9 protein-coding genes are annotated in these 14248 nt (G+C 34.0%); 1 reads left to right on the forward strand and 8 read right to left on the reverse strand.

Going from position 1 to position 14248, the window contains the following annotated elements:
- Positions 1–55: 55 nt before the first annotated feature.
- The 4 genes from KFZ70_RS00755 to KFZ70_RS00770 form a co-directional block, all read right to left on the reverse strand.
- Positions 56–1429, reverse strand: coding sequence for an aminotransferase class V-fold PLP-dependent enzyme (locus tag KFZ70_RS00755; RefSeq protein ID WP_139696460.1), 1374 nt, complete (start codon positions 1427–1429; stop codon positions 56–58).
- A gap of 86 nt (positions 1430–1515) precedes the next feature.
- Positions 1516–3123 (reverse strand): bacillithiol biosynthesis cysteine-adding enzyme BshC, encoded by a 1608-nt coding sequence (gene bshC, locus KFZ70_RS00760; RefSeq protein WP_139696462.1) that lies wholly within the window; start codon positions 3121–3123, stop codon positions 1516–1518.
- Positions 3124–3301: 178 nt separating this feature from the next.
- Positions 3302–5089 (reverse strand): cytochrome-c peroxidase, encoded by a 1788-nt coding sequence (locus KFZ70_RS00765; RefSeq protein WP_139696464.1) that lies wholly within the window; start codon positions 5087–5089, stop codon positions 3302–3304.
- A 3-nt stretch (positions 5090–5092) separates the two neighbouring features.
- Positions 5093–6574 (reverse strand): phosphatase, encoded by a 1482-nt coding sequence (locus KFZ70_RS00770; RefSeq protein WP_139696466.1) that lies wholly within the window; start codon positions 6572–6574, stop codon positions 5093–5095.
- Between the two features lie 403 nt (positions 6575–6977).
- Between KFZ70_RS00770 and KFZ70_RS00775 the strand changes: the two genes are divergently transcribed.
- Entirely contained in the window at positions 6978–8237 is a 1260-nt protein-coding gene (locus KFZ70_RS00775; RefSeq protein WP_139696468.1) for a carboxypeptidase-like regulatory domain-containing protein, read from the forward strand.
- 86 nt (positions 8238–8323) lie between these two features.
- On the opposite strand, the gene KFZ70_RS00780 is transcribed toward KFZ70_RS00775, so the two are convergent.
- The 4 genes from KFZ70_RS00780 to KFZ70_RS00795 form a co-directional block, all read right to left on the reverse strand.
- Positions 8324–10948, reverse strand: coding sequence for a DNA gyrase/topoisomerase IV subunit A (locus KFZ70_RS00780; RefSeq protein WP_139696470.1), 2625 nt, complete (start codon positions 10946–10948; stop codon positions 8324–8326).
- Positions 10949–10951: 3 nt separating this feature from the next.
- Positions 10952–11092: a hypothetical protein gene (locus KFZ70_RS00785; protein WP_158293200.1), complete on the reverse strand. Its 141-nt coding sequence runs from the start codon at positions 11090–11092 to the stop codon at positions 10952–10954.
- Between the two features lie 136 nt (positions 11093–11228).
- Positions 11229–13079, reverse strand: coding sequence for a DNA topoisomerase IV subunit B (locus KFZ70_RS00790; protein ID WP_139696472.1), 1851 nt, complete (start codon positions 13077–13079; stop codon positions 11229–11231).
- Between the two features lie 126 nt (positions 13080–13205).
- Positions 13206–14102: a DMT family transporter gene (locus tag KFZ70_RS00795; protein ID WP_139696474.1), complete on the reverse strand. Its 897-nt coding sequence runs from the start codon at positions 14100–14102 to the stop codon at positions 13206–13208.
- Between the last annotated feature and the right edge of the window lie 146 nt (positions 14103–14248).

Below are 14248 nucleotides of genomic sequence, written 5' to 3' on the forward strand. Positions count from 1 at the left end.
AATAGGAATTGATTTTTTAATGACGAATTACGCCTTAATTTTTTTTAATTAATTTTTAAACCATGGTTTCAAGAATCATTTCAATATCATGTTCTGTAGTATCAGGATTAATAAAACAAAAACGCGAAACGGTTTCGTAGGTCTCTCCTGTTTTCCATTTGGTTGGTGTTACCAAAGCAAAACCTTTATCATGGTTTTCATAAGTCCAGTGTGTATAATCTTCAGGTTGCCATCCTATTCTTCGGTACAATACACAAGACAGACTTGGAGCTCTTACTAACTCTACATGTGGTAATTCCTCTATCATTTTACCCGCAATCTGTGCTAATTCAATACCTCTTTCAACGGCTTCTTTGTATTGATCGGTTCCATGTGTAGCCAAAGAGAACCACAAAGGTAACCCTCTAACTCGTCTTGTAAGCTGTATTTGATAATCAGATGGATTAAATCCGTGTGCCCCCTCATCTTTAAAGATATCTAAATAGGAGCCTTCCTGCGCATGTGCATCTTTAGCTAGTTCTGGTTGTTTATAAATAATAGCACCACAATCATAGGGCGAAAACATCCATTTATGCGGATCAATCGTAATGCTATCGGCTTTATCGATACCCTTAAACAGATGCTTTACAGAATCTGCCATTAATGCACCTCCGCCATAAGCAGCATCAACATGAAACCATAACTTTTCACGTTCACAAATTTCAGCTATACCTTCAAGGTCATCTACAATTCCTGCATTAGTTGTTCCTCCTGTAGCCACTACAGCAAATAAGCGATGCCTTTTATGTACTGGTAAGGAGTTTATGGTTTCTTGAAGTGCCTGTTGTTCTAACCTATCTTCCGTATCAATTAACACAACATCAATATCTGCAACCTTAGCCATAGCCTTTACTGAAGAATGTGCCCCTATGGAGGTTATTATAAGACCTTTTTCTAAGGTATGACTTCTATCTAATCCGCGCCAATATTCCCTTGCAGTTACAATAGCTGACAGGTTGGCTGCGGTTCCTCCACTTGTAAAAACGCCAAAAGCACCTTCTGGTAATCCTGTTAACGAAACCATCCATCGCATCGCTTCATTTTCGCAAAAAATACCTCCAGCACCTTCCATCCAATACGCGCCGTGAATACTTGATGCAGCCGTAACCAAATCAAACATAATAGCAGCTCGCGTTGGTGACGCTGGCACAAAAGCCAAGTTTCTAGGGTGATCAACAGGTACATTTGCTTTAGCTAAATGTTTTCGCCATAACTCAAATGCATATTCACCTCCAATACCTTTTTCAGTAATAGTTTCACCAACTAAAGCCTTTAATTCTTCTGCTTTTTTGGGTTTACCAATTTTAGTTGTCGTTGAAGACACCCTATCAATAGCATACTTCATGGTGTCCATAGTCATTTCAACTAAATCGAAATCTATCTTGTGCATTTTATTAGTTTTAAGAAGTGCTCAAAGGTAAAATTATAAGCAGAGAACACTTATAATTTAACATCATTTTAAACTAAAAGCAATGGTCAATCAGGCATAGTCAACACTAAAAACTGTAATTTTAAAGGGTCTAAACTTTCAATAAGACAAGGAATAAGTTCTTCACCATACTCTAAATAAAATTGAGAAAAATTCGTATTGCGCTCCTGCAAACTTTGGTTTGGAAATAATTCATTTTGAATAACAGTTATTCGCTTTACCTCATCCGACAATTTACGTTTTTGAGCTTTTAACAAGCGTTTTTCTAGATTATCTAAACCTTTAAGCTGCTTTATTTCTTGTGCTTGAACAGCACCTAAAAATGATCTATCTGTATCTTGAGCTACGGTGTAAAGGTCTTCAAACTGTTGCTTCAAATATGTTTTTTGTTTTGAAAAATCGATATCAATGTTTGAAATATCCCTAACTTTCTTATTAATAAGTGAGTGCTTTTTTAAGAATATCTCTGCCGTTGATATTCCAAGATTGGTTAGTTTATCATGTTGTTTTGTTGTTTTTATTAACACCGAATTTCTTAACAGCAAAATTGGAAAAGGCACTTTTACTTCATTAAAATAAGCCTTTAACTGAAACCAATAAGCGATTTCACCCCCACCTCCTATATAACAAATATTTGGTAAAATTACTTCTTGATATAAGGGACGCATAATCACATTTGGCGAAAACCTTTCTGGATAATCATGGACTTCCTTTAGGAGTGATTCTCTACTCCAACTCACATTGGTATTTAAAACTTGGTATCGGTCATTTTCAAAAACAATACGTTCCCGTACATTTTTACCTAAATAGAACAAATTTATCGCTCTAGGGTTCACCTGAATTTTATAATCATTTGATAAGGCTTCCAAACCTTTATTAGTCTCGGTTACTTTTTTAGATGATGTTTGGTTTAACAACTCATCTTCAATAAAGGGTATAAACTGTTTCTTAAGGTCTGCATCATTAGCGTTAATAATAACCAACCCATAATCTGCAAAAAGTTGATTCGCCAAGAATCTGGTAGCTTCTGAAAGGTTATCATGATTTAAATAAGCGGACTGAAAAAGTCGTTTTAAGGTTTCAGCATTTTTACCGCCTCCTAATTCTTCAGAAAACACTTGAAAAACATCATCTAAACCATCAGTATAAAGTGCTCCAACGGCGCCACTTGCATCTTTATGCCATCTAATTTTTTTACCATTAAAATTAAAATAATTAATTTCTTCAAAATCATGATCTTCAGTAGCCATCCAGTACACTGGAACAAAATTATGTTTTGGATAGGCTACTTTCAACCGCCTTGAAAGATTTATAACCGAAATAATTTTATAGAGAAAATATAGAGGTCCAGTAAACAAATTAAGTTGATGCCCTGTTGTGATGGTAAAGGTATTTTGTGCTTGTAAAACTTCAATATTTTGAAGTGTTAAACTAGACATTTCTACATTTTTATATTGCCGTTTTAAAACTGAGGATAAAACGGTTCTACTATCTTGACTAAAAGTAGTGGTCTTTTCTTCTATTTGTTTCTCAAAATTTTCTAAACTAGGAAACCGATTATAAAACGTATCTAATTCTGATTTTTGGTTTACGTAATCACAAATTAAAGACGAAAAATAACCTGTTTCTTGAAATGTAAGGTAGTCTTTCTGCATATTTCAATATAAAATCATGTAAATATACATTTATTGATTTTGTTAAAATCTAAAAAATACGTTAAGAATTTTTACAGAAAAACTAATTACTTCTGCAAGGTAATTGGGTTTTTGAACAAACTAAAACTCAAGGTTATTTGATAAGAACCTTTTTTTTAGCAAAAATTATAATAACAGTTTATACATGGTCATCTAAGGTTTTTATGAAGGCCATTAAGTCGTTTGTATCTTGCTTTGTCAAATTTAAGGCATCAGCAGGCAAGGTTTGGTTTTCTAATTCCATCCCCATTCCAATGCCACCACCACGATTGTAAAAATCAATAACCTCCTCAAGAGTGTCATATACGCCATTATGCATATAAGGAGCCGTTTTATTAGCATTTCTAACCGTTGGTGTTTTAAAAAAATGTTTTTTCTGTTTGGTGTTAAACACGTAGTAGCGACCTAAATCATCATCAATAACAGCATTAATGGTATCGGTGGTTTTGGGTACTCCAATAAGTTCCATTTCACTTTCTTTATATAAAATAGGCACAGTACCGTTAAAGGTTGGAGGAAAATGGCAAGTAGCACATTTAGCTTTTCCCATGAACAGATTGAAACCACGTTTTTCTGAAGTGGTTAAATTGTTTTCTAGACCATTAATATTATTGTCGAATTTTGAATTAAATGGGACAAGACTCCTGATATAAGTTGCTATGGCATTTCTAATATTCTCCTGCGTAGGGCCATTAACATAAGTGCTATCAAAATCTTTTGTATAGTCTGGATTGCTTTTTATTACGGCTTCCAAATGTTTTAAATCGGAGTGAAACTCTTTTTCATTATTTACTACAGCAACTATTTGCCCTTCTAGACTTCCAGCACGTTTATCATAGAAAAACCCTTTTTGTAAAGCAGCATATAATAAGGTTGGGCTGTTTCTGGTAACCTTATCGGATATTTTTTTACCATCGGTAAAGTGTTTTTCTGGTAGGTGACAAGAAGCACAACTTATGGAATTATCTTTTGACAATGCTTTTTCATAAAACAGCTTTTCACCTAAATTGATTTTGTTAGGAGCTAAGGAATCGAATTGTTCCGATGAAAAATAACTCAAGTTAAAGGTATTTTTAGAAAACAAGGACTTTAAATTGTTATTGAATGCTAAAGCGTATGGAAATTCTACATTCCAGTCTGTCTTCGTTTCAAGAATTAGCTCTAATTGTTTATGCGTATGGTTTTTAATAAAGTCAAATCTATCGAACGTTCCAAAATCGGTTTTAAGCATATTTATACTACTTTCAATTTCCTTTTGCCACATGTTAAGCAGAGCTTCCGATTGAAAATAGGATGCATATATATTTAAAATGTTTTGTATGCTTTCATAATTAATAATGGCTTCATCCAAAGAACGCTCCAATACTGGAGAGTCAAAACCTGTTACACCAGTAAGAGCTATACGGTTTATCTCGTCGCGTATAAGCCATAGTACATGGTAGTCTTTAAACTGTAACCGCGCGTTGTTTTTTATAAGCACTAATCGGTTTTGCGTTTTTTTTATAATTTGGTTTAGATAGTTTAAATCTAAGCTATCTTCATGAATCAGTTCTTCAATAACCTGAAACCCGAACGGTTTTATAATTTTTATATCGGTCGCATCTTCTTCTTCAACTTTTAAAAGATTGGGCTGATTAAGCGTTTTATAATTTTCGGCATCAGCAAAAGCCAATACCGCTTCTGTTTTTTTAAAATAGTTTCTTGCTTGTATATAGTTTTCAATACTAAGGTTAGTTGTTTTGATTTCTTTTAACTTCTCTAAGTACGCCACACAGCTATCTATATCTTGCTGATAGGTTAGGCTTAATGTTTCGATGGGTTCCTGAACAGGCACGTTAGCTGCTGGCTTTTTACAGGAACAGATTATAACGGCAAAAAGACACACGCTAAATACGTGTGCCTTTTTTAATAATATGATGTTATTCATAGATTATCTGTCTAAACCATGAATTAAATAAAGAACACTTCCTTCATTAGAATCTGGTGTTTCAATAGCTTTAGGATCTGTAAATGAAGAACCATCAGCAGGAACCCACCCGTGATTTTGAGTAATTAATAAGAAAGTACCTTCGTTGTTTACAACATCGGAAACATCAATCATACCCGTAATTTCCCAAGTTCTTGTAGCAGGGCCATAACCAGCTGTTTCGGCCGCTGTTTGGTCACATTCTAATACTGTTTTTAACTCCCCAGTGTTTAGGTTGTATTGGTATAATAGCGCATAGTGTTGTTTGTATGGACCATCAAAATATCCGTTAGGATCTTCTTGAATGTAAGCATAGTTTTCAGTAACTAAGATGTTATCAGGACTGTGGAACATTTTAGCTTTTCCTTCATCTAAATCTCCATCTAAAACACAGGTAATCGTTCCAGCAGCTGTAGGATCTTTTTCATTAAGTACAACTTTATATACACGACCATATATACTACCCTTACCTACTAATCCGTCTTTTTTACGACCTGTTACACAAAAGTAAATTTCTCTGTTGTTTTCGGCAGAACCACGCCTCCAGTCAATATCCTCTAATCTAGAGAATCCCATAACACCTTTTGCTTTACACTCAGCATCTAATAAATCAATATTGGTTTCTGTAAGCTCAACAAATTCTACAGGGTAAGACACACCTTCTTCCATAGCAACTTCAACATCGTTAGCCATTCCATTAACTTTTAAACCATATAATTGTCCGCCATATAAATCACCATGATTACCAACATACATACCTAATTGTCCTGAAGGTATTTCATTATTAGAGTGGTCATCACCAATAAAAGCTACGGTTTTTCCTGGGTATGCGTCTTTACCAATAACTACAGCATTTTCAGTAGACCATTGTCCGAAAGCTGATAACATTTCAGAGGAACCAGCATCTTTAGATTTTTTGTATGGATCTGTTAAGAATACACCTTTTGAAGCCCCTCCCCATTCTCCACCAGAAAGGTATAAAGGACCAAAACCATGTTCTTCTGGAGTAATAAGTGAACCCGAACATTGCGCTGTGTTAGCTGTAGCTTCGGCATTTAAAATGTACTCACCATGTACTGGTTTAAACGTTTTATCGAAGGTTATTCTGGCAATAGAATAATCGGCTTCAATATTATTTATTAAGGTGTATTTACCGTTATTTTCTTTTATTAGTCCGGCACCATCAGCCATACTTCCGTAAACGAAATCAGCAGATTGTTGTAAAACGTCTTCTGACGATAATAAGGTAGTAACAGAAATAGTATTGAATCCTGATTTTACATCTAAAAAGCTAGGTGTTACAGATTGGTTTTTAAACTCAATATCATTTTTAAATTTGCTTTTTAAAGCCATATCTAACGGTGCTTCAGAATTTTCTAGAGTTTCGTTATGGCAGCCTGAAAGCAATCCAAGGGCAGCGAAAGATAATAGAATTGTTTTTTTCATTTTTTTGAAGATAAAAGTGATTAATTAATTTACAGTATAAAATTACCTTCAAAACATATGTGGCATGTTAACAGAACTTTGGGATTGAATGAAGATTTCGTTAACGCAACGTTATCAAATTAAATTACAGGTTAAATACCTGATTATATGCTTCTTATATTTACAGTTTAATCTTAACTATATCTTCATTTAAAACTTAAAACTCAATATATTTACTTGTCAACCACCATTATAGATAGTTATTTACTATTTTTTGATGAAAGACGTTATCACTCACTTATTAATACACTTTTAAAAAAATCGCTTAACCATTTAAACAAAATGTTAAAAACATACTGGATTATAGATAGTTACTTTATTTTTTCGTAAATTAATAGGTAGAAAAAAACCTAAAACTTTTATTATGAAAACGTTAATATCTATAATCTGGTGTTTGCTCATTGGGTTTTTCATTAACACTGCAAAAGCTCAAGAACAAACTTCAGAACCCTTTAAAGAAATCACGGGTAAAATTGTGGATGAAGCTACTAAAAAACCTCTAGTATTCACAGATGTGGTGATTGAACATTCCAATATAAGCACAGTAACTAATAGTGAAGGTGAATTTTTATTAAAAATTCCCATTGATTTACTAAAAGGTGATATTCATATCACCCACTTAGGCTATGAACAGAAAGATGTAAAAATTTCTGATGTAGAAAAATTAGCAAAAATTACCTTAATTCCTGCCTTGACAGAACTAGATGCCATTAGTATAACTGCTACTTCAAAGAATGCTAAAGATTTAGTACTAGAAACACTTGGAAAAAAAAGCAACTTATATAATAACCAAAACACATTAATGACCGCCTTTTACAGAGAAACTATAAAAAAACGTCGAAAAAATGCCTCGTTGTCTGAAGCTGTTGTTAAAATTCACAAACAACCATATAATAACTATAGAAGTGACCGTATTGAACTGGTAAAGGCAAGAAAAAATACAGATTATTCTAAATTGGACACCATTGCTTTAAAACTGCAAGGCGGCCCTTTCAGTAATGTGTATACTGATATCATAAAATACCCTGAATATATTTTTAACGAAGAAAATATTGAAGATTACGTCTTTGGTTTTGACAGTTCTACCATGATAAATGATAAACTCATTTATGTTATTGACTTTAAACAACGTAAAGACATAGATACACCTCTATATTATGGTAAGCTATATATTGATGCTGAAACGAAAGCGTTAACTAATGCTGTGTATAGCCTTAATGTTTCAAATAGAGCATTGTCAAGTCAAATGTATGTTAGAAAAAAACCTAGAAAAGTAGATGTTTACCCAACAGAAGCTACCTACAGAGTAAATTATCGTACAAAAGATGGAAGATGGCACTATGCTTACAGCAACATATCACTGACATTCAAAGTAAACTGGAAAGGAAAGTTATTTAATAACACCTATACATTAAATAGTGAAATGGCCATTACAGATTGGGAAGTTCAGAAAACGAAATTAGCCGATGTAAAAAGCCAATTATTAAGACCTTCAACCATTTTAACCGAAATGGCTTCTGGTTTTTCTGACCCACGATTTTGGGGCGCTTACAATGTCATAGAACCCGATAAATCTATTCAGTCTGCTATCAAAAAAATTCAGAAACAATTGAAAAAAACCTAGAAAAAATAGGTATAAATACTAAAACCATTGATCTATAATAATTATCAATGGTTTTTAGTTTTGTTTAGGTTGTGCTTTATAGAACGTTAAAAAAGTGTGGTTTGTCCCTCATCATCAATATCTGGCTCGCCACTAGCTCCTTCAGATTTATCGGTAACTTCTTTTTCACCAACAACTTCTATATCATCTGCATGCACCTCATCGGGCGCCTCATAAGGCAAAGGGTCTAATAAATTTATTTGATTGACTTTCTCTTTAGTTAACTGATTACCAATAGCTGTTATTCCTTTAATGGAGATAAACTCTTCAAGATTTACAATGAGGTTATCTTTACGTTCTTTTCCGCGCTCTTTTGCAAAGACCACTTCGGCAACTGGTTTCCAATCTGTGGATACTATTTCTAATTGTGAATTTGGATGATCGGATATGAAAGATTCTTCTCTACCTTCATTTTCAACCAAAAAACGTTTTACATAATACAGCTCTCTTTCTCCATTATAATAAACGGCTGAGATTGGTTTTTTAGGACGCCATTTTTCCATCACAATCATATCATCATCAAAATGCATAGTCACTTCGGGAGTAACCGTTTTTAAAACACCTGACTGATTAATGATAAGCAATTTATCTTCACCTCTAAACTCACCTATTAATTCACCCCGTCCATCTACATTAATACGTTGTACTGTATCATCAAACCATATTTTTCTTGGTTTTAAGGTGGAAACACCTTTCTCTTTTAGCTCAACACGTTTTACAGGATATTTAGTAACCAAATTTCCTTTTGAAGCTCTTCCCTTTATAAGAATATCGGCAAAATCAATATCCCATTTTAATTTTTTAATACTACCTGCTTGTCTTAAATTTATTGCTACCACCTCAGCCTCTCCATTAGGATTTGCCGAAAAATATAGACAAACAGACCCTTTGTTACCATTGGTTAAATCATAGTCTCTGTCTCGCGTTATACTAGTTACCGCAAAACGCTTTATATATGAAGGTCCTTTTTTGCCATCGCGATAAATCATATTATAAATAGTACGCTTGTCTTTCTTCTTAAAAACGTCTACATGTATAATATCTTTACCTACAAAGGTTTTTGTATCTACTTTTGTCACCATCATTTTTCCTTCCTTAGTAAACACAATAATATCATCAATATCACTGCAGTCACAAACATACTCGTCACGTCTTAATGAGGTTCCTATAAAACCTTCTACCCGATTAACATAAAGCTTGGTATTTCTTATCACTACTTTGGTAGCATCTACATCATCAAAAGTTCTTATTTCTGTTTTACGCTCTCTTCCTTCTCCGTAATCTTTTTTAAGTCTTTTAAAATAATCAATAGCATACTCAATCAAGTGCGCTAAATGGTGTTTTACTTTAGCAATCTCTTCTTCTAAGGCTTCAATTTTTTGCTGCGCTTTGTCTATATCAAACTTTGAAATACGTTTAATTCTAATTTCGGTCAGTCTAACTATATCGTCTTCCGTTACCGCGCGTTTTAAATGTGTAATATGAGGTTGCAAACCTTTGTCAATAGCTGAAATAACACCTTCCCAAGTTTCTTCTTCCTCTATATCACGATAAATTCTATTCTCAATAAAAATGCGTTCTAATGAAGCAAAATGCCACTGCTCTTCAAATTCACCTAATTTTATTTCTAGTTCTTGCTTTAAAAGTTGAACGGTATTATCGGTGGAACGACGCAACATCTCTGATACCCCAATAAACAAAGGCTTATTATCTTCAATAACACAGCCTAAGGGCGAAATGGAAGACTCACAACTTGTAAAGGCGTATAAGGCATCAATAGTTTTGTCTGGTGAAAGTCCAGATGGCAGATGTATCAAAATCTCAACTTCGGCTGCTGTATTATCTTCTATTTTCTTAATCTTTATTTTGCCTTTGTCATTGGCTTTTAAAATAGAATCAATAAGTGACGATGTTGTGGTTCCAAAAGGCAATTCTGTAATAACGAGGGTATTTTTATCGCGTTGAGAAATCTTAGCTCTTACACGAACTTTTCCCCCGCGCATCCCATCATTATAGTTTGAAAAGTCTGCAATCCCGGCAGTTGGAAAATCAGGGTAAATGGTAAAACGCTTACCTTGAAGATGCTTTACAGAGGCATCAATAAGTTCAATAAAATTATGTGGTAATATTTTTGTAGACAAGCCAACAGCTATACCTTCACCTCCTTGAGCAAGAAGTAAAGGAAACATAACTGGTAGGTTTATGGGTTCTTTTCGTCTGCCATCATAACTGGCTTGCCACTCGGTAATTTTTGGGTTGTAAACTACATCTAAAGCAAATTTTGATAATCGGGCTTCAATATACCTAGAGGCCGCTGCACTATCTCCCGTTAAAATATTTCCCCAGTTACCTTGCGTATCAATTAAAAGGTCTTTTTGCCCTATTTGCACCATGGCATCTGCAATACTGGCATCACCATGCGGATGATATTGCATGGTATGCCCCACAATATTGGCCACTTTATTATACCTTCCATCATCAAGATCTTTCATGGAATGCATAATACGGCGTTGAACGGGCTTAAAACCATCTTCAATAGCTGGTACAGCGCGTTCTAAAATAACGTACGACGCATAGTCTAAAAACCAATCTTTATACATACCCGTAACTCGGGTAATGGTTTCTTTAGGTTCACTTTTTTCATTAAGTAATTCGTCGTCGTTTTCAATCATTAATTAGCTCAGTTTTTTAGGTTTTCCGTTTAGCATTACTTTTCCTTTTGTTTGCAGCCTGTGTACCTGCTCACTGCTGGTATGAATATAAAAATGCTGATAAGAACGTCTAACCTTAAACTCTCCGCTTTTATTGTATAACATAGTATTTAGTTTAGTCCCTATTTATGGGAATTTATATAAATTATTCTCTATACAAATTTAAGGTTTATACCAGATTTATCCATTAAAATTAACTAAATTTTCACCATTGACAGGCATGAAATTCACATCACCTTTATCACTCAACAACATCCATTTCAACCTTTAAATTATCAATAATAAACTCTTGCCTTGTTGGTGTGTTTTTTCCCATATAAAAGGCCAACAAATCGTCAATAGACATATTATCATCTAGCATAACAGGGTCTAACCGAATATCATCCCCTATAAAATGTTTAAACTCATCGGGTGAAATTTCACCCAATCCCTTAAATCGTGTTATTTCTGGTTTTGGCTTTAGTTTTTCAATAGCATTAACACGTTCTTCTTCTGAATAACAATAAATGGTTTCCTTCTTGTTTCTAACTCGAAACAACGGTGTTTGCAAAATATAAAGATGCCCTTCTTTAATTACCTCTGGAAAAAATTGTAAAAAGAAGGTTATTAATAACAATCTGATATGCATACCATCCACATCGGCATCTGTAGCTATCACCACATTATTATAGCGCAAATCTTCTAAAGACTCTTCAATATTTAATGCGGCTTGAAGTAAGTTAAATTCTTCATTTTCATAAACAATCTTTTTACTTAACCCATAGCAATTTAGCGGCTTTCCTTTTAAACTAAATACGGCCTGCGTATTTACATCTCTTGATTTGGTAATACTACCTGATGCTGAATCACCCTCAGTAATAAACAGGGTTGATTCAAGGTTTCTTTCATTTTTAGTATCGCCAAAATGCACCCTGCAATCTCTTAATTTTTTGTTATGAAGACTCGCTTTTTTGGCTCTATCTCTAGCCAGTTTTCTAATACCCGAAAGTTCTTTCCGCTCACGTTCAGCTTGAAGAATTTTTCTTTGAATTTTATCAGCGGTATCAGGATTTTTATGCAAATAATTATCGAGATACGTTTTTATAAAGTCATTCACATAAGTGCGTACCGTTGGGTAATCACCACCCATATCTGTTGAGCCTAACTTTGTTTTTGTTTGACTTTCAAAAACAGGTTCCATAACTTTAATAGCAATGGCACTAACGATTGATTTTCTTACATCGGAAGCATCATAAGCTTTACCGTAATATTCTCGGATTGTTTTTACAATAGCTTCTCTAAATGCATTTAAGTGGGTACCTCCTTGTGTGGTATTCTGCCCATTTACAAAACTGTTGTATTCTTCACTATACTGCGTTTTACTATGGGTAAGCGCTACTTCAATATCATCACCTCTTAAGTGAATAATGGGATATAATAAATCAGATTCATTTATTTTTTCTGCCAATAAATCCTTTAATCCGTTTTCACTAAAATACTTTTCGCCATTAAAAACAATGGTTAACCCTGGATTTAAGTACACATAGTTTTTAAGCATTTTAACCACATACTCACTTCGGAATTTGTAATGCTTAAAAATGGTCTCATCTGGCACAAAAGACACTTTAGTACCCTTTCTCCTTGAGGTTTCTTCTAAAAATTCTTGGTTTGTTAAACTACCTTTCTCAAACTCGGCAGAAGCACTTTTGTTGTCTCGTGTAGATTCCACTCTAAAATAGGCAGACAAGGCATTTACTGCTTTTGTACCAACGCCATTTAACCCTACAGATTTCTTAAACGCTTTAGAGTCATATTTTCCTCCTGTATTCATTTTAGAAACCACATCAACCACCTTTCCTAAGGGAATACCTCGACCATAATCACGCACAGTCACTTTACTTCCTTGAATGGATATCTCTATAGTTTTTCCTGCACCCATGACAAATTCATCTATGGAGTTATCTAAAACTTCCTTGAGAAGAATGTAAATACCATCATCTGGTGACGACCCATCTCCCAGTTTTCCAATATACATTCCTGGCCGCATTCTAATATGCTCTTTCCAGTCTAATGAACGAATATTTTCTTCGGTGTAATTGGATTGTTCAGCCATTAAATATGGGGTGTGTTTTTAAGATAGAACGCTAATATAGCATAACCATTTAAAAAATAAAATACCCGTTAAACAAAGTAATTAACAATAACTTTTGATTTTTGTTGAGAACATACGTAATATCTCCTAGCCTTTTTTTAAAGACACTACTAATATACCTACAATAACCACCAGTGCTCCAATTAATTGAACCCACGTTAACACTTCTCCTAAAAAAATCACCGCTAAAACAATAGTGGATATTGGGCCAATCCCAGCTACAATTGCAAAATTTGAAGAACTAATTCTTTTAATGGAAGCTGATATTAAAAACGAAGGAATCACCGTAGCAAATACCGCAATGAGCAATCCTAAAACATAAACTTGCCACGAAAAACAAAAAAAATCTGTTTGGCTAACCAAACTATAATGAACAAAAACGCAAACACAGGACACCATCATTGCATAAGCTGTAAATTTTACCACTCCAAACTTAGGTATTAACCAACCACTTCCTACCAAATAAGAAGCATAGGTAATGGCGCTCAACAAAATAAAACCACCGCCAAGTAAAACCTGTATCCCCACCTCTCCCACTTCTTCCCAGAACGCTATTACAACACCAAAATAAGTTAATAGTATAGCCATGATCTGTGTTTTACTAATGCGTTGTTTAAATATCAATTTATTAAAAAATAACACCAAGGTTGGATAGACAAATAAAATAATACGCTCTAAACTAGCTTTGATATAGGTAAGCCCTATAAAATCAAAATAGCTTGCTAAGTAATACCCTATAAAACCAAACACAAACAACCAAAAATAGTCCCTCCTTTGTAATCGAATTACAGTGTTTTTGTTTTTATAATAGAGTGCAATAATCACATAAAATGGAAACGCAAACAGCATTCTAAATAACAATATACTTACGGCATCAGCTCCGTAATTATAAGCGAGTTTAACCATGACGGCTTTAGATGAAAAAAGCACAACACCTAAAACACCGAGAACAACACCATACCAAAATCCTGTCTTTGTTTGCATGCTACGAAGGTAGTATGCTTCAAATCTCTAAATGTATAACACAAATATAATTTACAACGTTCAAGCACGCTAAAACTGAATCAAGAAACACACAGACACAAAAAAAGCACCTCATTTGAGATGCTTTATAAATTTAAAACAGTGAC

Source organism: Allotamlana fucoidanivorans (genome assembly GCF_045788535.1).
Lineage (GTDB): Bacteria > Bacteroidota > Bacteroidia > Flavobacteriales > Flavobacteriaceae > Allotamlana > Allotamlana fucoidanivorans.